Source organism: Dethiosulfovibrio salsuginis (assembly GCF_900177735.1).
GTDB classification, from domain to species: domain Bacteria; phylum Synergistota; class Synergistia; order Synergistales; family Dethiosulfovibrionaceae; genus Dethiosulfovibrio; species Dethiosulfovibrio salsuginis.
The window spans coordinates 15,173-40,438 of record NZ_FXBB01000020.1 but is presented as its reverse complement, the minus strand read 5'-3'; the positions used below and the strand labels follow the sequence as shown (position 1 = coordinate 40,438).

Annotated in this window: 24 protein-coding genes and 1 riboswitch; of the genes, 12 read left to right on the top strand and 12 right to left on the bottom strand. The window is 52.5% G+C overall.

Going from position 1 to position 25,266, the window contains the following annotated elements; genetic code table 11:
* Positions 1-8: 8 nt before the first annotated feature.
* From B9Y55_RS08345 to B9Y55_RS08325, 5 genes are read right to left on the bottom strand one after another with little or no spacing between them, the layout of a single operon-like run.
* The gene (locus B9Y55_RS08345) at positions 9-2,183 is read right to left on the bottom strand and encodes a hybrid sensor histidine kinase/response regulator (RefSeq protein ID WP_085544899.1); all 2,175 of its coding nucleotides are present in this window, start codon (positions 2,181-2,183) and stop codon (positions 9-11) included.
* A 24-nt stretch (positions 2,184-2,207) separates the two neighbouring features.
* Positions 2,208-3,866: a methyl-accepting chemotaxis protein gene (locus B9Y55_RS08340; protein ID WP_085544898.1), complete on the bottom strand. Its 1,659-nt coding sequence runs from the start codon at positions 3,864-3,866 to the stop codon at positions 2,208-2,210.
* A 17-nt stretch (positions 3,867-3,883) separates the two neighbouring features.
* Positions 3,884-4,390, bottom strand: coding sequence for a chemotaxis protein CheW (locus tag B9Y55_RS08335; protein WP_159448290.1), 507 nt, complete (start codon positions 4,388-4,390; stop codon positions 3,884-3,886).
* Between the two features lie 15 nt (positions 4,391-4,405).
* Complete coding sequence (locus B9Y55_RS08330; RefSeq protein ID WP_085544896.1) at positions 4,406-5,770, bottom strand: CheR family methyltransferase; 1,365 nt, start codon at positions 5,768-5,770, stop codon at positions 4,406-4,408.
* On the bottom strand, positions 5,757-6,182 hold the full coding sequence (locus B9Y55_RS08325; RefSeq protein ID WP_085544895.1) for a chemotaxis protein CheW: 426 nt from the start codon (positions 6,180-6,182) through the stop codon (positions 5,757-5,759). Before B9Y55_RS08325 ends, B9Y55_RS08330 begins: the two co-directional genes overlap by 14 nt.
* A 103-nt stretch (positions 6,183-6,285) precedes the next feature.
* A riboswitch (TPP riboswitch) is annotated at positions 6,286-6,392 on the top strand.
* 70 nt (positions 6,393-6,462) lie between these two features.
* On the opposite strand from B9Y55_RS08325, the gene thiT reads away from it, so the two are divergent.
* Genes thiT through hepT form a run of 9 tightly spaced genes read left to right on the top strand, consistent with a single transcriptional unit; the run spans position 6,463 to position 12,256 of the window.
* A complete protein-coding gene (gene thiT, locus B9Y55_RS08320) occupies positions 6,463-6,969 on the top strand; it encodes an energy-coupled thiamine transporter ThiT (RefSeq protein ID WP_085544906.1) in 507 nt (168 codons plus the stop codon).
* On the top strand, positions 6,966-7,697 hold the full coding sequence (locus B9Y55_RS08315; RefSeq protein WP_085544894.1) for an ABC transporter ATP-binding protein: 732 nt from the start codon (positions 6,966-6,968) through the stop codon (positions 7,695-7,697). Before thiT ends, B9Y55_RS08315 begins: the two co-directional genes overlap by 4 nt.
* Positions 7,694-8,434, top strand: a complete 741-nt coding sequence (locus B9Y55_RS08310; RefSeq protein ID WP_085544893.1) for an ABC transporter permease — start codon at positions 7,694-7,696, stop codon at positions 8,432-8,434. The genes B9Y55_RS08315 and B9Y55_RS08310 overlap by 4 nt, the downstream gene beginning before the upstream one ends.
* Positions 8,435-8,464: 30 nt before the next feature.
* Positions 8,465-9,406 (top strand): ABC transporter substrate-binding protein, encoded by a 942-nt coding sequence (locus B9Y55_RS08305; RefSeq protein WP_085544892.1) that lies wholly within the window; start codon positions 8,465-8,467, stop codon positions 9,404-9,406.
* Positions 9,403-9,903 (top strand): energy coupling factor transporter S component ThiW, encoded by a 501-nt coding sequence (gene thiW, locus B9Y55_RS08300; RefSeq protein WP_085544891.1) that lies wholly within the window; start codon positions 9,403-9,405, stop codon positions 9,901-9,903. Before B9Y55_RS08305 ends, thiW begins: the two co-directional genes overlap by 4 nt.
* A 51-nt stretch (positions 9,904-9,954) precedes the next feature.
* Entirely contained in the window at positions 9,955-10,353 is a 399-nt protein-coding gene (locus B9Y55_RS08295) for a signal peptidase II (RefSeq protein ID WP_085544890.1), read from the top strand.
* A gap of 3 nt (positions 10,354-10,356) precedes the next feature.
* Complete coding sequence (locus B9Y55_RS08290; RefSeq protein ID WP_085544889.1) at positions 10,357-11,484, top strand: threonine synthase; 1,128 nt, start codon at positions 10,357-10,359, stop codon at positions 11,482-11,484.
* On the top strand, positions 11,481-11,855 hold the full coding sequence (gene mntA, locus B9Y55_RS08285) for a type VII toxin-antitoxin system MntA family adenylyltransferase antitoxin (protein WP_085544888.1): 375 nt from the start codon (positions 11,481-11,483) through the stop codon (positions 11,853-11,855). The genes B9Y55_RS08290 and mntA overlap by 4 nt, the downstream gene beginning before the upstream one ends.
* The gene (gene hepT / locus B9Y55_RS08280) at positions 11,852-12,256 is read left to right on the top strand and encodes a type VII toxin-antitoxin system HepT family RNase toxin (RefSeq protein WP_085544887.1); all 405 of its coding nucleotides are present in this window, start codon (positions 11,852-11,854) and stop codon (positions 12,254-12,256) included. Before mntA ends, hepT begins: the two co-directional genes overlap by 4 nt.
* Here hepT and B9Y55_RS08275 read toward each other — a convergent pair.
* A complete protein-coding gene (locus B9Y55_RS08275; protein ID WP_085544886.1) occupies positions 12,225-12,572 on the bottom strand; it encodes a YbjQ family protein in 348 nt (115 codons plus the stop codon). The two genes, hepT and B9Y55_RS08275, sit on opposite strands and share 32 nt — an antisense overlap.
* A gap of 474 nt (positions 12,573-13,046) precedes the next feature.
* On the opposite strand from B9Y55_RS08275, the gene B9Y55_RS08270 reads away from it, so the two are divergent.
* Positions 13,047-15,932: an ATP-binding protein gene (locus B9Y55_RS08270; protein ID WP_085544885.1), complete on the top strand. Its 2,886-nt coding sequence runs from the start codon at positions 13,047-13,049 to the stop codon at positions 15,930-15,932.
* A gap of 44 nt (positions 15,933-15,976) precedes the next feature.
* On the opposite strand, the gene B9Y55_RS08265 is transcribed toward B9Y55_RS08270, so the two are convergent.
* The 4 genes from B9Y55_RS08265 to B9Y55_RS08250 all read right to left on the bottom strand — a co-directional run bounded on the left by B9Y55_RS08265 (position 15,977) and on the right by B9Y55_RS08250 (position 20,158).
* Positions 15,977-17,071 (bottom strand): NAD/NADP-dependent octopine/nopaline dehydrogenase family protein, encoded by a 1,095-nt coding sequence (locus B9Y55_RS08265; RefSeq protein WP_085544884.1) that lies wholly within the window; start codon positions 17,069-17,071, stop codon positions 15,977-15,979.
* Positions 17,072-17,255: 184 nt separating this feature from the next.
* On the bottom strand, positions 17,256-18,257 hold the full coding sequence (gene dctP, locus B9Y55_RS08260) for a TRAP transporter substrate-binding protein DctP (RefSeq protein ID WP_085544883.1): 1,002 nt from the start codon (positions 18,255-18,257) through the stop codon (positions 17,256-17,258).
* A 30-nt stretch (positions 18,258-18,287) separates the two neighbouring features.
* Positions 18,288-19,592: a TRAP transporter large permease gene (locus tag B9Y55_RS08255; protein WP_085544882.1), complete on the bottom strand. Its 1,305-nt coding sequence runs from the start codon at positions 19,590-19,592 to the stop codon at positions 18,288-18,290.
* On the bottom strand, positions 19,589-20,158 hold the full coding sequence (locus tag B9Y55_RS08250) for a TRAP transporter small permease (protein ID WP_234986182.1): 570 nt from the start codon (positions 20,156-20,158) through the stop codon (positions 19,589-19,591). The genes B9Y55_RS08255 and B9Y55_RS08250 overlap by 4 nt, the downstream gene beginning before the upstream one ends.
* A 126-nt stretch (positions 20,159-20,284) precedes the next feature.
* On the opposite strand from B9Y55_RS08250, the gene B9Y55_RS08245 reads away from it, so the two are divergent.
* On the top strand, positions 20,285-21,094 hold the full coding sequence (locus B9Y55_RS08245; protein ID WP_143340874.1) for a FadR/GntR family transcriptional regulator: 810 nt from the start codon (positions 20,285-20,287) through the stop codon (positions 21,092-21,094).
* Between the two features lie 295 nt (positions 21,095-21,389).
* Here the strand turns inward: B9Y55_RS08245 and B9Y55_RS08240 are convergent, their stop codons facing one another.
* Positions 21,390-23,504 (bottom strand): hypothetical protein, encoded by a 2,115-nt coding sequence (locus B9Y55_RS08240; protein ID WP_085544880.1) that lies wholly within the window; start codon positions 23,502-23,504, stop codon positions 21,390-21,392.
* Positions 23,505-23,758: 254 nt separating this feature from the next.
* Complete coding sequence (locus tag B9Y55_RS13375; RefSeq protein ID WP_200806653.1) at positions 23,759-23,935, bottom strand: hypothetical protein; 177 nt, start codon at positions 23,933-23,935, stop codon at positions 23,759-23,761.
* A gap of 17 nt (positions 23,936-23,952) precedes the next feature.
* On the opposite strand from B9Y55_RS13375, the gene B9Y55_RS08235 reads away from it, so the two are divergent.
* Positions 23,953-25,203, top strand: a complete 1,251-nt coding sequence (locus B9Y55_RS08235; protein ID WP_200806652.1) for an alkaline phosphatase — start codon at positions 23,953-23,955, stop codon at positions 25,201-25,203.
* Positions 25,204-25,266 lie beyond the last annotated feature (63 nt).

The window sequence follows — 25,266 nt, the reverse complement described above, 5'->3', positions numbered from 1 at the left end:
ACATCTCCTTAGAGAAGCCGCTTCATTACCTCCAGCAGGTTTGTCTGATCGAAGCTGCTTTTCACTATGTATGCGTCCGCTCCAGCCTCTACCCCTCGTTCCTTGTCCTTTTGGGAGTCTAAAGAGGTTACCAGAACGATCGGCACCGAGCCCTTCGTTCCGTCGGATCTTATAGACCTCGCAAGGTCAAAGCCGTTCATCTTTGGCATCTCTACGTCCGATACGACTATATCGAATAACTCTCTGGAGAAGAGCTCAAGCCCCTCCTGGCCATCTACCGCCGTCTGTACCTTATAACCTGATGCGGTGAGTATGTTTTTAAGCAGAGTTCTGGAGGTTATAGAGTCCTCGACCAAAAGTACGGACGGAGGGTTTTCCTCGGTCTTGACCGTAAGGATCGTGGATTTTCTCTCCGAAGCCCTCTGGACCAGGTCCTTTACCCTCAGCACCGGGACGACTTTTCCCGATCCCATCACCGTCGCCCCGGACACGAAGGGAACCTTTGTCAGCTGAGGTCCCAGTCCCTTTAGCAATATCTCCTGCTCTCCTTTTACCGATTGAACGGCGAAGGCAAAAGAACGTGAGCTGGACGACAGCACCACCACAGGGAAAGGGGATATTTCGTCTTTTTCGGAGCGGTTGAGCCCAAGCATATCCCCTAGCCTGGCCAGAGGATAGGTTATTCCGTCTATGTCCACCGCTTCCCTGCCCTCCAGGGTCTTAATCCTGTCTGAGTGGATCTGGGTGACCTTGATCACCTGAGATGTAGGTATAACGAAAGGCCTACCCCATTCCTCAACAAGGACTCCTCTGAAAGTCGCCATAGACAGGGGGAGTTTGATCCTGAAGGAGGTTCCCGCTCCGACCTCCGAGGAAAGGGATAGAGAGCCACCTAGAGCCTCTACTTTCTCCCTGACTATGGCCATGCCCAGGCCTCTGCCGGATATATCGGTTATAAGGGCGCTGGTGGAAAGTCCCGATCTGAAAATTAGATTGAGAACCTCTTCGTCCCCCAGAGACAGGGCCTGTTCCTCGGACATTATCCCCGAGGAGACCGCTTTTTTTATAAGTTTATCCCTGTCTATCCCTCTGCCGTCGTCGGAGAGGGTTATATCCAGCTGCCCACCGTCGGTATAGGAGAAAGAGAGCCTCAAAGACGCCTGTGGATGTTTATCGGAGGCCGCTCTTTCGTCGGGCTTCTCTATGCCGTGATCCAGAGCGTTTCTTATAAGGTGGATGAGAGGGTCTTTCATACCCTCCAGGATTCTCTTGTCGACCTCTACCTCCCCACCGACCATCTGAAAATCGACGTCTTTCCCCATGGTCTTTGAAAGGTCTCTCACCATTTTAGGAAAAGACTGGAGAAGGGTCGAGGACGGTAGCATGACAACCGCCTTCGCTTCCCTGAGAAGTCTATCCAGAAGGACTCGAGCGGCTTTGCCGTCCAGGGATAGGGCCTTGGTTACCTTCCTTATGCCAGTCTCCAAATATTGAAAGGATTGCTTTAGGGCCTCCTTATCCTCCTGATGGAGGGCTCTCTTACAGTCCTCTATGGAAGATATGAGGTCTCTGGTCTCGGAGATTCTTTGATCTATAGCCAGGTTTACCGATATCATCTCCTCCGCCTGGAGGAGCAGCGAGTCTATTTTAGCCGATCTAACCCTCACGGTGTCCCCGGTGGCCACCTGATGGTTGTCCTGTGACGGGAGGGGGTCAGGGTTCTCGGGCTTCTCTTTCTCGTTTTTATCCGGCGATGGCGGAACTGAAAGGGAGAAGGATACATCCTTCGGTGGTCCGCTTTTCAACTCGTCCATCGCCTTAGCCAGCGATCTTCCTTCGCTGTCGTCCTGGTCTGGATCGGCGATCATAGCGGAAAGACAGCTCATAGACCTCTGGAGAAGGTCGTAATCTCGTCCCTCAAGGGAGAGGGTCTTTTCCTTGAGTTTCGAGAATATCCCCTCCATTGACTGGCATAAAGACGCCACCTTAGGCATCTCGACGGCGTGGGCGGCTCCTTTTAGGCTGTGGGCCGCCCGGTAGACCGATTCTACGACCTTTTCCGACGGGGTCGTGGCGTTTTCGAGCTCCAGTAGGCCGGAGGTCATGGTCTGAAGGTGTTCCTCCGCCTCCAGGAGAAAATCCTGCCGAAGTTCCTGGAGAAACTCCAGATCGGAGGGGCTCACTTTTTACTCTCCATTCTTACCGAGCTAGACCTGATACCGGTTGATCAGGTTTGAAAGGGTTTGTCCCATGTCCTTGAGCCCTTTGGCGGCTCTCTCCACGTCCTTCATTCCCGCCAGGTTCTGGATCCCCGCCTCTTTGACGTTCTCCATAGCGGTCAATACCTGATCGACCCCCCCTAGCAGCTCGTTGTTCGAGTTGGCTATGGCGGTAGCGGCTTGGGACATCTCTCCAAAACCTCTGGTTATCTCCTGAATGGAGTCTCTCGACGGAGTGGCCTCTTTGCCCCCTTCGTCCACCGCCTTTGCCCCCTGTTCTGTGGCCATAACCGCGGCATCGGTGGCCTTCTGTATCTCCCTTAGGATTTTGTGAACCTCTTTGGCGGACTGTTTCGACTGCTCCGCCAGGGCCTTTATCTCCTGAGCTACTACCGCAAAACCTCTGCCCTCTTCCCCCGCCTTCGCCGCTTCCACCGCGGCGTTGACCGCCAGCAGGTTCGACTGTTCCGCCAGGTCCTCCACCGTATCGGTTATGTCGCCGATCTCCTGGCTCTGCTCACTCAGCCTGACTATAGTCTGGGCTATGGAGTTCATCTGGTCCCCAATTTTTTTGAGTCCGCCTAGGAGTTTTTCCGTGGCGTCCTTTCCCTTCTGGACGACCTTTATGCCTCTTTTGGCGTTTTCCGCAACGTCTTTGCTCTTTTTATCGGTAAGAGCGGCGGTGGATCGTACCTCCTCCATCGTAGCGGTTGTCTGAACCACCGCCGCCGAGGTCTCCTCGGCGCTGGCGGTTACCTGAGATACCGCTGCGGAGATCTGATAGGCCGACGTAGACAGTGAGGTGGATACGTCGGCCATGGCAACTATCTGCCCTCTCATGTCCTCGGTCAGGGCCTGTATGGAATGGGCCAACTCCCCTATTTCGTCTCTCCGGTTGAGATATTTTTCCGGCACGTCTTTTCTTAAGTCGCCGTCTTTGAGTCTGGTAAGGAGCGCAACTCCCTCGGCGATCGGGTAGGCCACAGAGGATGTTATGCCGTAGGCCAGGATGCAGGCAAGGGCACCTCCAAGGAGGATCGCTATCATGGTGACTATGGACAGGGTCTCCCCAAGAGCCTGCTCTGAGCTCACGTTTAGGTCTATTTCCTGGTTTATCGCTAGGGCTAAACTCTCCAGGATTTCACCGAGCGAATCGGAGGTGGATATCATCGGCAGCATAGCGGATTGATACCGGTCGTAGAGCTTATCCCTATCGCCTGAAGGAGCCTCCAGAATCGCCTCTATGGCCTGGTCCAGCTTTAGGTGAGATTCCCGCCATATCCTGTATCTCTCCTCCGCCTCTTTTACGGTGTTTTCGTCGGTCCCTATTGTCTTTGACAGGGTTATGAGGTTTCCCCATAGGTCGTCCACCTTGACGAAGAGGGCCTTTCTCCTGTCCGCTATTCCCTGGATCTCCCTGAGGTCCATATCGTTGTGGACCGAGACGCTATCAACCCTTATGACCATCCTGTTGAACTCCAGGTCTTTCAGAGTCCTTATTGCCGGTATTTTGCTCGTGCTTATCTCCTCCATGGTGCGGGAGAGACGGGATATGCCGTAAAAACCCAGCCCACCGAGGGCCAGGGCTATGATCACCATCGTCCCGAACCCCCAGATGACCCTGTCTTTTATCTTGAAATTTCTCATCTAAGCATCTCTCCTGTCTATAACTCTCTATTGACTATCAGTCTCCGGTCGGAGAGGATTCTGTCTCCCTTTAATATGACTACGTCCTCATGTATCCCTGATATATAGTCCTCTATGCCTGAGGAACTAGGGAGTGGTGGCCCCAAAGAGTGGGATGGTGCGGTCATAACGTCCACAGGAGGTTCCACTAAAAGACCTATCTCCATGGACGGCGACCTTAAAACCAGGATAAAACGGTCTGGCGCCGAGCTCTTCGGCAGGTCTAAAATCGCCTTAAGGTCGTTTACCGACACTATCTTCCCTCTCAGGTTGACGACTCCGACTATAAAATCCGGCACCGCCGGTAAAGGGGTTATCTCCCTCGCGGGAAAAACCTCTCCCACCAGCTCGGAGGATATCCCGTAGAGCTCCTGTCCTAGCCGGAAGGTCACAAATTCATCCCCTTTGTCCAAGGAGTTTTGAGCTCTCCCTGATGCCAGAGCTTCCGCCCTTTCCTCCAGGACTGTGGATACGTCTTTTTTCACTTTTATCACCTCACATCACAGGTTATTCAGTGCTGATAACAGGTCTTTAGCGGTTGCCCCGTCTCCGTAGGGTACCGTTTCCTCGCCGGGCATCCCCAGGAGAAGCTCTCTCAGGTTTCTTACGTGCCTGCTTCTCTCTCTCTGATTTCCCTCCGATATGGCGATACCTAAAAGGGAATAGTGGGCCATGACGAATGAAGGGTCCAAAAAGAGGGCCTTTCGGAGGGTCTCTTTGGCGCCGTCCAGGTCCCCCATGTCCTGGTATATTATGGACGTCAGATAGTGGATGTAAGGGTCGGTGGAGTTCCCTAAGGATAGGCAAAGCTCGAGGGCCCTCTCGGTCTCTCCTCTGTCCGCTAAAGAGTGGATAAGCCCTATATCCGGTATGTCTGCCTCAGGCTCTGTGGAGTCAGCACGGGGATCTACAGGGAGAGGTTCGTACAGACCTGTTTCGTATTCCTCGTAGTCATCGTCGTTTTCGTTTCCCCATGGAGATTCGTGGGATTCCCCTCCTACCTCCGATGGAAAGGCGCAGAAAGGGGGCTCCGACTCGAAGGGCCTAAAGAAGGTCTGTCCTCCTAGGTGTACAGGATAAAAATGGGATTCTTCCATAAGGGAGGTCTCACAGGCGGCCACCACAAGCCATCCCTCAGGAGAAAGGGCCTCTAAAAAGCCCTCAAGGACCTTTTTCCTGCTGTCATCGTCGAAATACATCATCACGTTTCGGCAGAAAATAACGTCTATCTCGCCGCTACGCCAGGGAGTAGCCGATGCGACCAGGTTTGCCGAATCGAAGGATACCGCCGATCTGTAACGGCCCTTTACCTGAAAAAAGCCGTCCTCAAAGGGGTCGAAATACCTGGTTATCTCCGTATCGTTCATCCCTCTGAAGGACCATTTACCGTAAATACCTCTTCTTGCCTTTTTGAGGCTGCTTTCGTTCAGGTCCGTCCCGTACACCCTGAAACCGCCGCCTAGTCCTAACGTGGAGTCCTCCATTATCATCGCCAGGGTATAGGGCTCCTCTCCGGTGCTGCATCCGGCGGACCAGACCTTTATCGGCCTTTTAGGGCTCGAAACCAAGGAGGGAAGGATGTCCTCTTTAAAGGAGCTGAGGATCTTTCTGTCCCTGAAAAAATAGGTTTCCCCTACGGTTATGTAAGGAGAGATTACCTCCACAAAGGTCCGATCGGATCTCTCGATAATCCAGGTGACGATCTTATCCTGCCTTTCGTCTAGGTCCTGGGATAGGTCTCGAACCAGCAAGGCAGCTTTTTCCCTGGCCTTTTGGATATCCGACCCTAATACTATGCCAAATCTATTTTTAATTGAGTAGACCAGCTTATCCAGGTCCTCCGGGAGTAGCCTAAGGGAGCTCAAGTCCGCACCTCTCGGCCATCTCCATAATCTCTTCCGACGATGTAGTCGATATGGCTGTCCTGTCGTTTTGAAAGACCATGGATGCCTTTTTGCTCGATCCCGGCAGGTTTACAGGGTCTGTCGAGAGCTGAGTCACATCCCTTATACCGTCGACCCACAGGGCCCTAGGTCTATCCTGCCAGGTAATCAGTATAAAACGATGTTCCAGCTTTAGGGGGCTGAGCTCTTCTCCGTAGACAGGACGGAGATCGTAAAGGAGAACCCCCCTCCCTTCGACATCTATTATCCCAGCCACGATAGGATGGGGCTCGTTCAGAGGGGTCATTGCCACCGAGGGGACTATTCTATCGACCTCTTTCACCGGGAGGGCCAGTGTCCTCGAACCCACGTAAAAAATCAAATAGGAATCCATGCCGGTCACCTCCTAAAATTTCTTGAACCGATTATAGGCTTATGCCCTGGGCCTGTCACTAAGGGGACTGGTTGACATATTCGCTAAACAGGTGTAAAAGTGCTGTTGGAACTGGGGGAGTCGGTGTACCGGCTGAGAGGAGACTTTAAGTCTCGACCCCTGGAACCTGATCCGGATCATGCCGGCGCAGGGAAGTTTACCTCATACGTCCAGGGTGCCCCTCTACCTTGGAGAACCCCTTCCCTCCTCCGGCAACAACCATTTAGAGGAGGTTTTCCCTATGAAAGGCAATACCCGCATTTTGGTGGAAGCGTCTCTGTCGGTGGCACTGGCGGTGACACTCTCCTACGTCAAGCTATTTCGGATGCCCCAGGGAGGCTCTATCACCCTGGAGAACGTCCCCCTTCTGCTTTTTTCCCTGAGGTACGGTCTTAAGGCGGGCTTCGGTGCCGGTGCTGTGGCCGGTCTTCTTCAGCTCATGCTGGGAGGCTACGTGGCTCACCCTATCCAGGCGGTTCTCGATTATCCTCTCGCTTTTGCGGCCCTGGGATTGGCGGGATCGTTTAGGCACCACCACTGGGCTGGCATAGCCCTGGGGACCGTTGCCAGACTGGCCTGTCACGTGGCCTCCGGTGTGGTGTTTTTCGCCAGCTACGCCCCGGTAGGACAGAACCCTCTCGTCTATTCCCTAGTGTATAACGGCAGCTATATGGTCCCTAACATGATACTTTCCATTGTCATGATAACCGCCCTGTGGAAGAGGTTGCCAAAACCGGTAACCTTATGAATCTCCTATCGGTTCAGGGCCTGAAGAAGGATTTCGACGGCCTTTCCGTCCTGGAGGATTTCTCCCTGTCCGTGGCCCGTGGGGATTTCGTCTCCCTCATAGGGCCGTCAGGTTGCGGTAAAAGCACCTTCTTTGACCTGCTGACCGGTGCCGTCCCTCCCGACGAAGGAGAGCTCCTGTGGGAGGGCTGTGGTGTCCCCGATCTTTCGACGAAAGCGGCCTGGATGGCCCAGACGGACCTCCTTTTACCCTGGTTATCGGCGATGGAGAACAGCTTGCTGCCTAAAAATAATTATACCCTACAGGACAGGGAGAGGGCGGTCGACCTTTTTCGCAAACTCGGACTGGGGGGCTTTGAGGACTATCTTCCTAATAGGTTGTCCGGGGGAATGAGGCAGAGGACCGCCCTGGCTAGGACCATTATGTTCGATCGGGAACTTATCCTCCTGGACGAGCCCCTTTCGGCCCTGGACTCTCTGACCAGGCAGGGACTCCAGGGGCTTTTGGTGGCCCTCCAAAAGGACTTCGGCAAGACCATAATCATGATAACCCACGATGTGGAGGAGGCCCTGATAACCTCCGATGTGGTCGTCCTCCTGTCGGAACAGCCTATGGAGGTCAGGTCGATTTACGAGATCGAAGGGGAGAAGCCCAGGCTCAGGGACGATCCTTACGTGGTTGCCCTTCGTAAGGAGATACTGGGGCTTTTGAGAGGAGACATAAGGTGAAGAGGTTACTGCCCCTTTCACTGGGGGCGTGTCTGATTCTGTTTTGGGAGATTGGCTGCCGGGCTTGGTCCGTCCCGACCTATATTCTGCCCCCTCCTAGTGAGGTGCTGGTCACCGCCTTTTCCCAGTACAGGACTCTGGCCCATCACGGATCGGTCACGTTGCTTGAGATTCTCTCAGGGTTGGCTCTGGCCATCGCCATCGCTCTACCTATGGCCTCGGCTATGTTTTTATTTCCCTGGGTTGAGAGGGCCCTCGCTCCCTTTCTGGTGGCGTCACAGGCTGTTCCTGTATTTGCGTTGGCTCCGGTGCTGGTGGTGTGGTTCGGATACGGCATAGAGAGCAAGGTGATCATGGCGACGGTGATAATATTTTTCCCCCTCACGGTCAACCTGCTTGAGGGTTTTAAAAGCTGCGATCCCAGGCACGTGCAGCTTTTCAGGATGATGGGATACTCAAAGTACGGCACTCTCAAAAAGCTATTTTGGCCCTGGGCCCTTCCCTATTTCTTCGCCGGCCTCAAGGTTGCGGTGTCGGTCGCTACGATCGGTGCGGTCATAGGGGAGTGGGTAGGGGCCCAAAAGGGACTGGGATACCTGATGATCCAGTCCAACGCCAGGCTTAGGATCGATATGGTTTTCGCCGCTATCCTTTGGTTGTCCGCTATAGGGCTTGTCCTGTGGTGGCTCGCCGGAATTATGTCCCGTAGATACGCGCCTTGGAAAGATCGAGGTTAAAGATCAAACTCACGAAGGGAGATACGCAAAATGAAGAACGGTATTTTAAAGACCCTGGCCCTAGGGGCCTGTCTCGTCATGTCATCGCCCCTATGTGCTTTCGGAGCGGAAAAGCTATCGGTGATGCTGGACTGGTTCCCCAACGTGGACCATCTGCCTATCTACGTGGCCCAGGAAGAGGGCTATTTTAAGGAAGCTGGGCTTGAGGTTGAGATAATAACCCCGTCGGAGACCTCCGACTCTCTGAAGTTGGCGATGGCCGGTAAGGTGGACATAGCTGTAGGGTATCAGCCTCAGACCATAATGGCCGCAGCGGAAGGCCTTAACCTCAAGGCCGTCGGACGTCTCGTGGGACATCCCCTCACAACCTTGCTCTTCCTGGAGGATCGGGGGTTCAAAAGCCCAAAGGACCTTGAGGGGAAAAAGATAGGCTACACAGTTCCGGGAATGATGGACCTCATAATGGAGGCCTTCGCCAAGGAAAACGGCATAGATAAATACGAGGCTATCAACGTGGGATTTACCATAGTTCCATCGCTGGTTTCGGGGCAGGTCGACGCCGTCATGGGGCCTTTCAAGACCTACGAGGTGGTGACGATGGCCCATGAGGGGCTGAAGGCCGGCTATTTCGAGCTGGAGAAGCACGGTATACCCCCCTACGATGAACTTATCTTCCTGACCTCTCCCCAGATCTGGGAATCGAAAAAAGAGGCGGTGACCGCCTTCTGCGACGCGGTTCAGAGGGCAATAGACAGGTCTAGGGCCGATCGGAAAGGAGCTTTAGCCCTCTACCTCAATGCCCTGCCCGAGGCCGATAAGGACGTGGAGAGGGACGCCTTTTTCGCGACCCTTCCCTACTTCGCCGACTCTCAGGAGGGCGATCTGAAAAGGTGGCAGGACTTCGCCGCTTTCGCCCTCAGTTCCGGCTTGATCGATACCGAGGTAGATCCCTCGGCCATACTGGCGAGATGAGGACCGAGGCCATATCGTCGGTAACTCTGCGTCGGCTGACCGTCGCTGGGTTGCTCACCGCTACCGCCCTTCTTCTCTCCGGCGTGTCTATACCTTTCGGTCCGACTAAGTGCTTTCCCTTTCAGCACACCGTCAACGTGGTAGGGGGAATACTTTTAGGCCCTTGGTGGGCCGCTGGGACAGCTCTGGTGACCAGCGTTCTGAGGGTGGCGATGGGGACGGGAACCCTGTTCGCCTTTCCCGGCAGCGTTCCCGGTGCATTGGCGGTCGGTCTGGCGTACCGGTTTTTGCGGAAGGACTGGTGTGCTCTGGCGGAGCCCCTTGGGACAGGTCCCGTCGGAGCGACCCTGTCGGCCCTCCTTATAGCTCCCGCGATGGGAAAATCCGTGGGCTTTTGGGCCTTACAGTCGGCCTTCCTGACAAGCGCTATTCCAGGGTGTATCATAGGATACGCCGTTATCGCAGGACTCAGAAAGTCCGGTGTAAACGTAGATTGAGGCGGCCTTAGGGCCGCTTTTTTTTATCCTTTTGCTTGGAGGTATTAGCGTTTGAGACCAGCTTCTTTAGCGTCATTTATAGCCATCGGCACGTATGGCTGCTCCGCCGTGGTCCGCAGGCTGGGACTTCCGGCGGTGTGGAACCAGGGGGTCGCCTTCTCCTCTTTCGGAGACCGATCGAGTCTGGCGGTGGGCATTGGGTTCGTCGCCCTGTCGATCCTTTCGGCTATGGTATATGAAAAATCGGCCTACACCAGATCGGGGATAATAATGCTCTGGGGAGGTGCTCTGGGGAACCTCATGGACAGGCTTCTGTACGGTTCGGTTATGGACTACATACCTGTCCCTTTCTGGCCCGGAGGGCTGTACGTAAACGTGGCGGACCTGGCCATAATGCTGGGATGTATCTACCTGATACAGGGATTTTACGGAGCCAAGGAGGCGGAGTGAAACATGTTGAAGTGTAGAGCCTGCGACAGAACCTATAAGGACGACTGTTCCCTATGGCGGTGTAACTGTGGAGGATATCTCACCTATTTCAGGGAAAGGCCCCTGGAGATCTCCAGGGAGTCGATTAGGTCAGGCCCCCTATCTATGTGGCGATACCGTTCCGTTATACCGGTGGGCCCGGAGGTCATATCCATGGGAGAGGGGGTGACCCCTCTGGTGAAAGCCGACATTGGAACAGGAGAGGTCCTCCTAAAGTTGGATTACCTCTGCCCCACGGGCTCCTACAAGGACCGAGGAATATCGGTGTTGACCACAAAACTCAGGGAGAACGGCGTAACCTCCCTGATAGAGGACTCATCGGGAAACGCCGGGGCATCTATGGCCTCCTATTGCGCTAGAGGAGGGCTGAATTGCCGTATCTTCGTCCCTCACTACACCTCCGCCGGAAAATGCGTCCAGATAGAGAGTGCCGGAGCGGAGCTGGTCAAGGTTCCAGGGACCAGGGAGGACACCTCCGCCGCCGCTCTGGAGGGGGCGAGGTCGACGTTTTACGGCAGCCACAACTGGAGCCCCTGGTTTGTCGAGGGAGTCAAGACCTTCGCCTACGAGATATGGGAACAGATGGGATGGTCCGTGCCCGATAACCTAGTGGTCCCTCTGGGTCAGGGGAGCCTGGTTTTAGGTGCCTACAGGGCCTTCTCCGAGCTTTTGGAGGCAGGTCTAATAGACCACATGCCCAAGCTACACGGTGTACAGGCGGAAAACTGCGCCCCCATCGTAAGGGCCTACGAAAGGGGGCTGGGCAGTCCTGTTAGCATAGACAAGATAGAGACAGTGGCGGAGGGAATCAGTTCTTCCCAGCCTCTAAGGGGCGAGGAGGTTCTTGAGGCCATCAGGGGATCTAAGGGATCCGCTGTGGCGGTGGACGAGAATTCCATCGTGGAGGGCCTTTTTCGGCTGTCCTCCTGTGGGGTCTACGTCGAGCCGACCAGCGCGGTTGTTGTTCCAGGGGTATCAAAGCTGATCGAGTCGGGCGCTATATCGGAGGGAGAGACGACGGCGGTGTTTCTCAGCGGATCGGGCCTTAAGGCCACGGACAAGATCCTGGAGCTGAGGAGGAAGACAAAATGATAGACAAGGTGAGAGCCTATATGGGCCACAGAGAGGATGTTTTACTCGCCTTCGTTTTCGGATCTTACGCATCAGGGAGGGCTAAGGAGGACAGCGACCTGGACGTGGCCGTATATATGAAATATCCGCTCTGTGGTGGGGACAAATCGATCAAAGATGAGTTGGAGAGCTTAAGTGGAAAAATGGTCGATCTCGTCGTACTGAACGATATTGACCCGATAATCTCCATGGAAGTGCTGCAAAATGGGATTCCGGTAAAGATGGACGACAAGACATACCGAGCTTTTTTCGCAAAAACCGTATCTATGTACGAGGATATAAAAATAATCCGCAAAGAAGCGGAGGAAAAGTTGGTGGGGTTTTTCTCGTGAAGGACGACGTTTTATTAGCCAAAGCCGCTACCATAAAACGATGTATCGACAGGATACACAAAGTTACCGAGGGGGATATGGACCGGCTCGATGAGTGGGACGTCCAGGATATAGTGATCTTGAACCTCCAAAGAGCCATACAGGCCGCCATAGATATGGCGGCCCACGTGGTGGCTATAAAGGGACTGGGGCTTCCCAGGGAGAGTCGGGAAAACTTTGTCATGATTCAGCAGTCCGAGGGGATGGACCGAGATCTGTCAAAAAGGCTTCAGAGTATGGTTGGGTTCAGAAACATAGCTATTCATGATTACCAGAGGATGGATATGGACATCCTCAAGTCGGTTGTCTCCAACCACCTTGACGACCTTCTTAAGTGGGGCTCTTACTGTCTGAATCTATGAACCTAACCGCCGTGCCGTAGGCCACTATCTCCGCTGCCCCAGCTGATACGGCGGTGGTGGATAACCTCAGCCCTACCACGCCATCGGCCCCTATTTCTCTGGCCTTTTCCCCTATCCTGTCCATGACGATATCTACCGCCTGGTTTATCATCTCGGTGTACCTGGGAAGCTCTCCCCCTACGGTCCAGTTTCTTATGTTGGAGGATATGTCCTGAACCACCGACTTGGACAGGCAGCAACAGGCGGTGACGGACCCCACAAACTCGGTGTCCCTGCCGGGAAACACGTCCACCGTCATGATTGGGAAGGTACTCATAGTGACCACCTTTCTTGACTAAAAAATAAGATAGTCCTGTCCTTCAAAAGGCAGGCTATCTTATTTTACTATAAGGCATCTCTAAAAACTCACCTTTGAGCTCCCTCGAAGAGACCGTCCCGCCTACGCCCTGGCCCAATCGTATACTCGACCTGCCTGTTCCGTACGAACCGCCTCGGAGGGCTCGTCCTGTGCCCCCTCGGCTTGGGGCGACGTCCTGTCGCCCCATTCGACTACACGACGGCATGTCGAGTATACGGGCTCAAGTGGGCTCCGTTGGAACGGTCTCTCCGAGGATCAGAGTTTTTAGAGGTGCCCTATAACGCTATGGTTTTTACCGGTCCTCTTCAGGGCTGTGCTTGTAAAAACAGATAAATTATGTTATATATTAAGAATATAGGAAATTAGCGTGTTGTTCGAGAGCCCTTTGTTTTGTTTGATTAAATATCTATTTCTAAACGAGAGGAGCCTTCTATGAAGATTACCGCTGATGCCTCTGATAGTCGCCCCCACCAGAACGGCGGTAAACCCAGCGTCGTCTCAGCTAAGCTGTCCTCGAAAAACCTCACTACTTTGGGCACTATCCTCCTCACTGTGCTTGCGGTAGCTTTCATACTGACAGGGGTTCTGCTCATCCGCCTAGAATCGGAACGACACAGGTGGCAGGAGGTCGATAGAGCTCAGCAGGCACTAAACGCTCTAGGCGAGTCCCTTAAATATCGCATAGATTCTAACATATACAAGGTTGTTGCGGTTGAAGCTCTTGTGGCCATGAATCCCGATCTGACCCAGGAGGATTTCGCCCGTGCTATGGAGGTGCAGTTCAGAGGGGATCACGACTTGCGGAACATCGGCCTCGCCAGAGACATGATCATTCGGTTCATGTACCCGATCGAAGGAAACGAAGCGGCAGTGGGATTGGATTATAGGACCCTCCCGGACCAGTTCGAGGCGGTCGACCTGGCCAGGAGACTCGACAAAATAGTCCTCGCCGGTCCCCTCGATCTCGTGCAGGGTGGAAGGGGTCTTGTCGCCCGTATCCCCCTCTCCGTAAAGGACGAAGAATCGAAGGCGGAGGAGTTCTGGGGCTTGGCCTCGGTGGTGATCGACTGCGAGGCTCTTTTTACCGGAGCAGGGCTGGGAGATGATCACGATGGGCTGAGCGTCGCCATAAAAGGGAAAGATGGCTTGGGGGCAGATGGAGATGTATTCTGGGGAGATCCGTCGGTCTTCGACCATAGCCCTATCGTCTTTTCCATAGAGCTCCCCTACGGAAGTTGGCAGATCGGGGCGATACCTTCCACAGGATGGAGTCAATTCTCTTCGCTCTCCGATCCTACGATTTGGATCTACCTGACCGTTGCCTCTATATTGCTAGCCTTTACGGGACTCATCGTGTTTTTGCTCAACAGACTGGAGAGGACGGAGAGCGAGCACAGCCTCTTAGTCAGCAGCCTTGAGATATTTTTAAGACAGACGACCGACTTTATCTACTTTAAAGACAGTGACAGCAGATTTATCTTCTGTAGCCAGACACTGGCGGATATAACCGGCCACGACGACTGGAAGGATATGATCGGAAAGCACGACTTCGAGGTGTTCCCTCACGACACCGCCACGATCTACAACGAGGAAGAAAAGCCGGTTATCGAGGAGGGAAAGCCCCTTCTAAACAAAATAAATCCCTACTACTTAGCTAACGGTGAGTTGGGATACGTCCAGATCAACAAGTGGCCCGTTTTCGACGAGAATAACGCCGTGAACGGGATTTTCGGCATCAGCAGGGATATTACCGAGCATCAAAAGGCAGTGGAGGAGCTGCGCTCGGCGAAAGAGGAGGCCGAGTCCGCCAATAAAGCTAAGTCGGAGTTTCTCGCCAACATGAGCCACGAGATCCGTACGCCTCTCAACGGAGTTATCGGTTTTACGGACCTGCTGAGAAGCACACCTCTCTCTCCGATCCAAAAGGAGTACGTGGAAAACGCCAACGTGTCCGGTCATACGTTGCTGGGGATCATCAACGATATCCTCGATTTTTCCAAGATTGAGGCTGGCATGATAGAGCTTGAAATGGTCCCAACCGATATGGTCGGATTGTTAAAAAACTGCGTGGACATAGTCCGATATCCTGCTGGGAAAAAGAACCTTGAAGTGTCGCTTAACGTGGATCCCTCTATGCCGCCGTTCGCCATGGTCGATCCCATACGCCTCAAGCAGGTGCTCATCAACCTGTTGAGCAACGGGGTTAAGTTCACCGAAAAGGGAGAGGTGACACTGGAAGTCCGCCACAGGCCCCTAGGTGGCGATCGAGGGGTGTTTTCGTTCTTCGTTCGTGATACCGGCATAGGCATCGCAGATGAGCAGAGGGAAAGGCTTTTCAAGGCGTTCTCCCAGGCGGACAGCTCGACCACTCGGAAATTTGGCGGTACAGGCCTTGGCCTGGTTATCTCCGAGATGATCGCCCAAAAAATGGGCAGTACCATCCAGCTCGACAGCGTTTATGGGGAAGGGACGACCTTTTCCCTTGACCTTGTAGCACAGTATGCACAGGTCCCCGACGATTTGGAAGAGGGCTTACAGGAGCCCGATGGAACTCAGCGACAGGATGGGTCTATCCTAACAGGTCGAAATGGCATCGTTGTACTGGTCGCCGAAGACGTGTCTATGAACATGTTGCTTACTAAGTCGCTGCTGAACCGCGTAGTGCCGGGAGTGACGGTGGTAGAGGCGGAAAACGGGGCGGTCGCACTGGATAAATACAGGGAGAGCCCTCCCGATATAATATTGATGGATATCCATATGCCCGAAATGGACGGTCTGGAGGCGACAAAGGCGATTCGGGAACTGGAAAGAATATCAGGAATGCACGTGCCTATCATCGCTTTGACCGCAGGAGTGCTAAAAGACGAGATGGAACGATGCAAGGAGGCTGGAATGGACGATTTCCTGACCAAACCCATTGAGGTCAAAAAACTGCAAAAGGCATTGGGCTACCGCTCGGCGTCCTTCGAAGGTACCGAAGTTCAAGCTTCGGCGGTCCATTTCGACAAAAAGCAGTTGATAGACCGTTGCGGAGCCGACGATGCCTGTGAAATTATTCTGCTCATGAAAAAGGACATCTCAGCGCAGGTTGAATCCATCGGTTCTTCGACCCGTTCTGACGATCGTAAATCCTTGAAGCTTCAGCTTCACAGGCTTAAAGGAGCGGCTCTGAGCGGCAGTCTGCCAGGTATGGCGACTATGGCGGCAGAGATGGAGCGGATGGTAGTGGAGGACGTCGGAAAGGCTTTGCTGGAGGATAAGTATAACGAATTCATGAAAGAGTGGGAGGCCACGGAACGAGAGTTGAAAATCCCCTAAAAAGCGATGGTCCTGCTCCTATAAGAGCAGGACCATCGCTTTTACTATAACGCCAGGGCTTTTATCTCTTCGATATTTTTATCCTCTATCCCCAGTGTCTCTAAGGTAGTTCCTTTCGATAGATAGTCGACGTTATGGACGAACGACGTCGTCTCCACCACTAGGTCAGCTATAGGGGCCTTTACTCCCGCTTTTTCCGCTAGTAGCTTGGCCGGCAAGACCACCCCTGGGACGTCCTCGGTCAGGTATCTACCTTTCACGTTTTGACCGACTAGGTCGAAATAAGGTGATTCTGGGCTATGGACGAACTCGTATATGTTCTTCGATTGGTTCTCCCCGTAGTACATCTTCAGCTGAGAGAGACAGTCCTGGAGGGTGAGCCCTAAAGTCTTACCTATCATGAGCCTCTCCTCGTCCATTCGCTCCATAAACTCGGATATCATAGGGGTTATGCCGTCGATATAGTGCCTATAGGTAGAGCCATTTTTCTCTATATCCCCAAAATTGAACAGGACGGGGAAAGGATGGACCACGTAGTTAGGGTTGTCCAGGTCGACCTCAAGGAGAGACTCGGCGGCTATGAAGTTAACGTAACCTTTAAAAACGTTGTTAAGGATATTCAGGACCTCGGTATTTTGGGATACAGGAGAGGTCCCCAGTTTCATGGCAAATTTTTTCTTGTAAATGGATACGGTGTTGTAGCTCGATATTCGACAGGCATAGGGCATGGACGTCGTGCCGGAGATCGAGATTTCCTTTGAAACTCCCATTTTTTTCATCATTTTCTTAAGCCTAAATCCGGAGAAGTTCCCAGGAACCATGACTATATGTTGGCCATCCTGGAGATTCGGTATCATCTTCTTGAAAATAGGCTCGTGTGCGAAGGACGGAACCACGACCAGTATAACGTCGGCCCCTTCCATCGCCTCGGAGATATCCATCGTCACCAACGACAATTTGCCGCCTAAATTGATGTCTCCGCTTAAAAACATCTCAGGATTATCCTTTAGCTTAAGATAATCTTCCGTCGCCTCAAGAGGCTCCCACATAGCTACTTGGTATCCCTTGGCCGCTATTTGAGCGCAGAAAGCCCGGGCACCGTTGCCGCTTCCTAATACGGCAAAACGCTTTGTTTCCATCGTAATCACTTCCTGATCGTCGATATTCGTATGGGGTATACGATGTAGCCTTTTTTATCGACGATGGAGCGCCACAAAAAGATCGATAAATGCTATACTGACCTTATCGTGTCAAGCACCATCGCGGTGAGGGAGAGGAGATCCTTGGTCGGGGAACCTCTCCCTCTTTTTTGAAACTACCTGCTTACTTGACTATTTTCGACAGAACTTCATCTGCCCATTTCTCTCCTAAGTCCTTCTTGATCTGGGGCCAGACCTCGTTCTGGGTTTTAGTGGCCATTAAGTCGATCTGTTCGTCTGTTACGGATATGACTTTGATGCCGTATTTTGCGAGCTTGTCCTCGTTTTCCCCTTGCTCTTTCTCTGCGTTCACAAGCCTGGCACTCTCAAACTCCTCCGCTGCCTTGGAGATAAGTTCCCGATCGGACTCGCTCATAGAAGACCAGGTTTCCATGTTCACGTATAGATACCAACACTCGAAATGGGTGTTCACCGGTATGTAGTTCTCTATGACATCTCTGAAGTTAGCGTAATATCCTTCCGCCCCTGATCCGATAACTCCGTCGACTATCCCCGTCTGAATAGCGGTAAAGGCCTCGGAAAAGGGCAATGGAGTGGCTTGATATCCGAGAGCGTTAGCTAGCAGCTGGAATGACTTCATCGGAGGAACTCTGACTTTCAGGTTTTTCTTCACGTCCGGGTTACCTGGCTCAACAGGCTCTTTTTTGGTAGCGATTCCCCCAAAATACACTGGGTATGTTGCCAGTAGCTTTATGTCCTGTTTGGCTAGAAGATCCTCGGCGACCTTCATAAACTCCGACGATGAAACGAAGTTTTTACGGGCCTGATCCCAGCTCTCAACTATGTAGGGGAACCACAGAATCTGAAGCCTCTTGTCCGCCGCCACCGCTGGAGGCTGACAGGCCATCTCGACGGCTCCTACGCTGACGCTCTCGTGGACTACGGTGTAGTCCCCTAGCTGATTTGCGGGGTAAATCTGAATATCGACCCTTCCCTCAGTTAGCTCGCTTACCCTGCTTGCGAAGGCCCTGAGATCCTTGTCGACGGTGGTTCCCTCCGGTCTTACGTGAGACAGCTTCCAGACGACGTTTTTGGCGGAAGCCGTGTCCGATAGATTAAAGAGTCCAATCAGACATAAGGCAGCCCCTAACAGTAACTTTTTCACAATACATCCCTCCTCATTTTTTTGGTGCTTTTATTGAACAAATCCCATCAATCTAGGTAAAAACAACGATAGGTCGGGCCAGAAAGACGTCAGGAAAACCACTGGAACGTATCCAAGGACCAATAAAATCATCGCTGGTTTCAGTATCTCGGTGAACTCTACCTTTCCTATTCTCATTCCCAGATAGAGTATGCTGGCGTATGGCGGGGTGACTCCACCCATGGCCAAGTTGACCCCGATAATCGCGGCAAACTGGATAGGATCTATGCCGATCGCCTGAACCAATGGAAGCAGAAGAGGTGCGGTAAGTATGATTCCTGTGATGTCGTTTACTATCATGCCGATAAAAAACAGCAGAAAGTTGATAAGTACCAGCAAAAGCACCTTGTCCTGAGTGACACCGAAGATAGCTTTTACTATCTCCTGAGGAACCTGAAGCCGGACGAAGGTCTGGCTCAGCATAAGGCTGAAAACGATCATCACCATAATTGCCCCTACCGATGTGGCCGACTCTTTAGCTACAGAGTAAAATTCCTTTAAAGTCAGCCCTTTATAGACGAAAAAACCTACTGGTACGGAGTAGACGACTGCCACAGCGGCGGCTTCGGTCGGAGTCATTATCCCTCCGTATATTCCGCCTAGAACTATCACAGGCATCATCAAAGCTGGGATGGCGGCCCAGGTCCTTTTGCCTACCTCCCTTATCTTTTCAGCTCTCTCCATCTTAGGCTCCAGTTTCAAGGGAAAACGTCTGGCCCATACCATGTTAACGACGGCGAAGAGAGCGGTTATAAGCAACCCTGGCCCTACTGTCGCCAGAAAACAGGCCAGAATGGATGTTTCCGTCACCCAGCCGTATACGATCATGGTGACGCTTGGAGGGATCAACAATCCCAAAATTGAGGAGTTAGTCACAAGGGCGGTAGCATAACCTCTTGGATAACCCATCTTTTCCATCTGAGGGATGAGAATCGGCCCTGTCGCCGCGACTCCCGTTAGCCCACTGCCGGAAATTGCTCCGATAATCGCACAGCTGATCGACGCTACGACCCCTAGTCCCCCTCTTATTCTCCCGACGAAAACGTTAACGAAGTGAAGTAATGACTTGGCTATGCCGCTTTCGCTCATAAGGGATCCGGCGAATACGAACAACGGGATGCACAGAAGAACCGGGTTAGACAGCTGGTTGAACCCCCACATCATCATCCCTTTCATGGTTACCCCGCCGAAGATGTTCATTATCATCAAAGAGCCACCAAAACAGAAAGGAAGTGGGACACCAAAGGTCAATAGGACGACAAGCACTACCAGGGACGCTACTGTTACACCGATCATTGGTGATCAACTCCTTCTATCTTCACAGAGGGTAGTTCCGCTCCACAGGGTTCGGGGTTAAATAATTCGTCGTCAGAGGAGTTTCGATATTCGAGGTAGTCCTTTACGACCTGTCGAAGGGTATATATGGCCATAAGGATCGTCCCTACGAATACGGCGGACTCGACGTATATCATCGGAACGTAGAGAGTCGGACTCTCCTTCGATACCCTTAGACAGTAACGGAGATAGTCGTAGGACCACCAACCTAGCCAGCTTGAGACGATAAAACCTAAAGACGAACCTACTGTCCTGACTAAAAACACTTTTTTCTTGCTCTTCATGAAAACCTCTAGCACTCGAGCCACTATCTGGGTGCCTTCTCTGGATGCGTTAGCCCCTCCTAAAAAATAAAGCCATATAGCGGGGAACACCAGTAACTCCTCTATTCCCATAAGTGGGGCTCTGAAGACGTAGCGCAGTAGCACCTGGATAAAGATCATTACGGTTACGGTGATCATCAGAAAAGAAAGGGCGATTCTAAAGAATTTGTCGATAAAAAAGGTTGTTTTACTCTCTGGGTGCAAGGGAACTCCTCCTCTCGGTGTCGTTTAAATGTAGTACGGTTGGTTGTTGGACATTTGACATTGTAGATCATTCAGATCATTCGGTCAAGCAAGTATACTGCATATTATCTGAGTGATTATATTCACTTGGGATGGGATATTGCGGTAGAAACATGCTACAATATGGTTGTCCAACAAGGAGTGATGACCATCATGGAAAGTGTGATAAAACCTATCAATAGATCCGCCATTTACGAGGACGTATTGGACCAGATGATAGCTCTTATAAAGGGGGGAAGCTGGCTCCCAGGTGAAAAAATACCTAGCGAGACATCCTTAGCTCAACAATTTGCCGTCAGCCGGAACAGCGTCAGAGAGGCTCTAAAGGCACTGGCCCTGTTTGGGGTTCTTGAATCCAGACCGGGAATGGGAACATACATTCAACCCAATGCCCTCGCGCGAATAAACAACACAGAGCTTATCGAGATGATAAGCAACCCAACGGCGTCAAAGGAACGTTTTTTGGAGCTGATGCAGGTCAGAATTCTTCTGGAGGCTCAGATTGCCGCTTGGGCGGCGGAGCGAATAACCCCCGAAAAAGCTCAAGAGTTGATGGAAATAGTTAAGGAACAGTATAAGCTTAGAGGGAAAGAAAATTCTCTTGTCGAGAAAAACATAGAATTGCAGTTTGAGTTTCATGAAAAAATAGCCGAGATAGCTGGTAATACGGTTTTGATAAAACTCTTGAACGCTATCAGGACCGAGATCTTTACCCAGAGATATTCCTACCTGGTGCTTTCATCCGATAGATGGGAGCATATGCTTAACGAGCATCGTAAAATAGCCGAACTTATCTCCTCAGGTAAGGTGGTAGAGGCTAAAGATGGGATGGAAAAGCACCTCATATACGGCATGAATCAGGTTCTCGAGGCAAAGGACTGTCCTGGCGACGAGTAAATAAAGGGAACCTCTAAAAACTCACTTTCGAGTCCCCTCGAAGAGACCATTCCGCCTACGCCCTGGACCAACCGTATACTCGACCTGCCTGTTTCGTACGAACCCCCTCGGAGGGCACGTCCTGTGCCCCCTCGGCTTGGGGCGACGTCCTGTCGCCCCATTCGTACTACACACTACGGCATGTCGAGTATACGGGCTCTGGGCTCCGTCGGAACGATCTCTCCGAGGATTAGAGTTTCTAGAGGTGCTCTAAAGAGTGCTGTGGAGAAAAAACTATCCACAGCACTACCTGTACCTATTTTTCTTTCTTTTCAACCTCTACCACCTTCACCGCTGGTGGCCTTTTAAGGTAGCGTATCCTGTTCCACAGGTAAAGACCTATCCCTATAGGAAGTCCAAGCAGTATTATGAAGCGAGGTATCCAACCCAGCCCTTTTAGCATGAGGAAAACGTATCTCCCTATAAAGGGTATTCTCTCACACCAAAGGGCGAAGTGAAGCCCGTCCTTTTCCTTTAGGTCCTTCAAAGGATAGCCTTTAGCCAGCAGCGCCACTCCGTTTAGGGCCTCCGACCGGCCTATCTCTCCCGAACCTTTGACAACGTAGATGTGCCACAGCTCAAGGCCGTCTTCTCCAGCCTTTTGATAGACCTCTATCAAACTTGCCCGGTCCTCCAGGGATACCACTATGTCTTTCCCTGAGAGCCCGGACTTGAGCCGATACTCCCCTATCTCCAGCAAAGATCCTATATCGCGATCGCTCCATGTTGACCAGAACTCTACGCCCAGACTTAGGATGAACTCTGGGGCCACCGACGGATATTTATCCATGGAGAAACGGACTTTTTCCATCACTCCATCGTTCCTGAAAAAAGACTCCACCTTTTGGACGTCAGGGGCAAGGATTCGCCAGAGCATCAAAAAGAGATCCTCCTTAGCGGCTATTCTGCTCAGAGAGGCCGGAGAAAATCCCTCCACAGGGGCGTCGTTTGACACCAGTATCCACAGTCCCTTTGCGGCGGTCCTGTTGCCTTTTAGATCGGGGAGATAGCTAAGTCTACGGTTTAACAGAACCCAGTCAAGGTCGGTGGAGCTCCAGTCGGCGGAAAGGTAGTTCTCCAGTCCGATCTTGTGGACCGCCTCCAGATAGTCTTTGCCGTACTTTCCGTACAGGTAGACGAACTTGGCTCCCTTTGACCTGGCCAAGGTCCTTAACTCCCCTCTGTCCGGAGCTTCCAGCAGGGCCGCCTCGAAGAACTCCATCGACTGATCCGCCACCAGGGTGCCGAATACCTCCCAGAGGATTTTCATCCTGTCCGACAGGGCCTGGAAATTTGTGCCCTTGTCCAGCTCTCTGGAGACGTTTTCCCTGAATTTTTCCGACGACGCCAGAACCTGAGCGCTCTGAATCATATTCGTCGCCTCGTTGTGACAGATTCTCTGCCAGTCGGACAGCATAGACTCTACGTTGCGATTCATCTCCTGCCTGAGGGAGGGTGAGTTTCCGTCAGGGCTGTCGAACCATATGGACTGCACTGTCACGGAGGATTTGTACTCCAGGAAGAAGGCCTTTCTCAGCTCTTCCTCCAAGGTCGCCTTGGCCTGGGCCATCTGAAATCCCTCGAGGGCCAGAAGGATCCACCCGATTATGGGGACGACTTTACTGACTACCTTTCCTCCAACTTTGACCATGACCTTGGCCATCAGTTTTTTCATGATCCTGCTGCCCATCAGGGCGAGGATCGCTCCTAGGCCTAACACAGCAGCGGAGGACAATCTGCCTAGATCTCCTCTTTTTTCCGCGACCATCTTGGAGACAACCGATCCAGATACCGGTGGAAGGGGAATATGATTGTATATGGGTAGGTTGGTCCTTATTACCTCCAGGAATGGGCGACGGATCTCCTCCATGGACTGAAGCAATAGAGCCTGGGAGCGGTTTTCCAGGCTCCTTAACATATTTGCCTGAAATGGCTCGGAGACCTGTGCTACCCTACGGTCAGCTCTGCTCAGAAACACCTGGACCGTTTGCTCAAGGTCCTCCTTCGCCATAACCCCCGCCTTCAGCTGCTCCCACCACACCGCCATGGTGCTCAGATCGTCGGGAAGATGGGTGTCCTCCAGAGCCTGCCAGACCTTACGATGATGGTCCTCGACCAGGGCCTTTAGCTCCGACTCCGCCCATAGATCCATCTCTTCCGCTATCTTTAGCCTCTCTTCGTTGATCAGGCTAGGTAATTTTCCTATCTCTCGCTCCGCCGATTTTCCTGCTATCTCCACCTCGTAAAGCATCCGGGATAGCTGATCCCCCTCGGGGACGGATATGTCCAAAGAGGTCGCATAGGAGGAAGAAACCCATAGCAAGGTTATTAATGAAATATAAAAGCCTCTCGTGATAGTGCGAAAAAACATGAAATTATGACCTCCTTTTAAGGTTGTTGACGATAATTGCTACTGTGTGCCTGAGATTAGATATACTATGCAGTATAGGAAACAAAAAAGATCTTATCATAGATCGCCTAAACTCAGGATGCCTCTGGAACTAGGCTTTTTCCCCTTTTACAGGATTTTACGGAGTAGCTACCTAGTCTAAACCCCTCCGTTACCTACATGGTCCAGAATACGGGTGTCCCGTTGAGGGGGCAAATCCTTACTTTGAGGTGATCTCAGGTGAATTTATCCAGATCTACAAGATCGGCGACGAGGTTCATGGCGGCTTTTGTTCTAGTGATTATGTTGGCGGCGGGGGCATCGGCACAGACGGCTAAGTACGTCTTCTTTATGGTAGGTGACGGAATGTCCCTTACCCAGAGAAACGCGGCGGAGATATACCTGGCCAGCAAGGCTGGACATCCCCTGAATGGGCATCGTGAAACTGGCGATGAGCACGATGCCCATTCAGGGGATGTCCACGACCTACTCGACCCACTCTATAATAACCGACTCGGCAGCGGCAGGGACCGCCCTTGCCACGGGAAATAAGACCGCCTCTGGGGTTATCGCCATGGATCCCACCGGGACCGTCTCCTACGAGACCATCGCCCAGAAGGCCCACAAAAAGGGTATGAAGGTGGGCATAGTCTCCTCGGTGTCCATAGAGCACGCCACCCCTGCTTCTTTTTACGCCCATAGGCCCAGCAGAAAGGATTACTACGAGCTGGCTTTACAGCTTCCTGAGAGCGGTTTTGAGTACTTCGCCGGAGGCGGCTTCAACAAGCCCAAGGGCAAAAAGGGCGATCAGCCCGATGTGGTGGAGATAATAAAGGGAGCAGGTTACACCTTTGTGGAGGACATGGAGGGATTCAGGAAGCTCTCTCCTGCCGACGGCAAGGTCGTGGCGGTGAACCCGGTCCTCAAAGGCGGCAAATCCCTCCCCTACGAGATAGACAGGAGAGACGATTCAATCTCCCTTGCGGAGTTTACCGCTAAAGGGGTCGAGCTTCTCGATAACCCCGACGGCTTCTTCATGATGGTCGAGGGAGGCAAAATCGACTGGGCCTGCCACGCCAACGACGCGGTCTCCTCTATAAGGGACACCATAGCCTTCGACCAAGCGGTGCAGGTGGCTTTGGATTTCTACAATGCCCATCCCGATGAGACGCTTGTTGTCGTAACAGGCGACCACGAGACAGGTGGATTGTCCATCGGCTTTGCCGGGACCAAGTACGACACGTTCTTCCAGAAACTGGACGGACAGACGGTCTCTTACGAGGATTTCGACCTGCTAATATCCTCCTACAGAAAAAGCACCGACGGCAAGGGCTCCATGGAGGAGTTCTTCCCTCAGGTGGAGTCGGCCTTTGGCCTCAAGATGGAGGAGCTTTCTCAGTCCGACGTGGCCGAGTTAAAGAGGGCCTTCTCCGAGAGCATGAAGGGTAAAGACGATAGGAGCAAGGATCAGGAATCCTTTTTGCTCTACGGTGGATATGAGCCCTTCTCCATGGCCCTGACCCATCTTCTCAACCGTCAGGCGGGCATCTCCTGGACCAGCTACGCCCACACCGGGGTTCCGGTTCCTGTGAGTGCCGCAGGGGTCGCCCAGGATTCCTTTAACGGATACTACGACAACACCGATATCTATCACAAGATGGCGTCAGCGATGGGACTGTAAGCTCTCAGTAGCTTAATCCGAGATCCCGAGGAGAGCTTTAAAGCCCTCCTCGGGATTTAATAA

Bases quoted from the DNA above. Each gene is read 5' to 3' on its own strand.
- B9Y55_RS08315 (WP_085544894.1), top strand. From the start codon at position 6,966: ATGAATCTCCTATCGGTTCAGGGCCTGAAGAAGGATTTCGACGGCCTT.
- B9Y55_RS08235 (WP_200806652.1), top strand. From the start codon at position 23,953: ATGGGCATCGTGAAACTGGCGATGAGCACGATGCCCATTCAGGGGATG.
- thiW (WP_085544891.1), top strand. From the start codon at position 9,403: ATGAGGACCGAGGCCATATCGTCGGTAACTCTGCGTCGGCTGACCGTC.
- B9Y55_RS08325 (WP_085544895.1), bottom strand. From the start codon at position 6,182: ATGGATTCCTATTTGATTTTTTACGTGGGTTCGAGGACACTGGCCCTC.
- B9Y55_RS08255 (WP_085544882.1), bottom strand. From the start codon at position 19,592: ATGATCGGTGTAACAGTAGCGTCCCTGGTAGTGCTTGTCGTCCTATTG.
- B9Y55_RS08290 (WP_085544889.1), top strand. From the start codon at position 10,357: ATGTTGAAGTGTAGAGCCTGCGACAGAACCTATAAGGACGACTGTTCC.
- B9Y55_RS08305 (WP_085544892.1), top strand. From the start codon at position 8,465: ATGAAGAACGGTATTTTAAAGACCCTGGCCCTAGGGGCCTGTCTCGTC.
- B9Y55_RS08340 (WP_085544898.1), bottom strand. From the start codon at position 3,866: ATGAGAAATTTCAAGATAAAAGACAGGGTCATCTGGGGGTTCGGGACG.
- thiT (WP_085544906.1), top strand. From the start codon at position 6,463: ATGAAAGGCAATACCCGCATTTTGGTGGAAGCGTCTCTGTCGGTGGCA.
- mntA (WP_085544888.1), top strand. From the start codon at position 11,481: ATGATAGACAAGGTGAGAGCCTATATGGGCCACAGAGAGGATGTTTTA.
- B9Y55_RS08240 (WP_085544880.1), bottom strand. From the start codon at position 23,504: ATGTTTTTTCGCACTATCACGAGAGGCTTTTATATTTCATTAATAACC.
- B9Y55_RS08265 (WP_085544884.1), bottom strand. From the start codon at position 17,071: ATGGAAACAAAGCGTTTTGCCGTATTAGGAAGCGGCAACGGTGCCCGG.
- B9Y55_RS08270 (WP_085544885.1), top strand. From the start codon at position 13,047: ATGAAGATTACCGCTGATGCCTCTGATAGTCGCCCCCACCAGAACGGC.
- B9Y55_RS08275 (WP_085544886.1), bottom strand. From the start codon at position 12,572: ATGAGTACCTTCCCAATCATGACGGTGGACGTGTTTCCCGGCAGGGAC.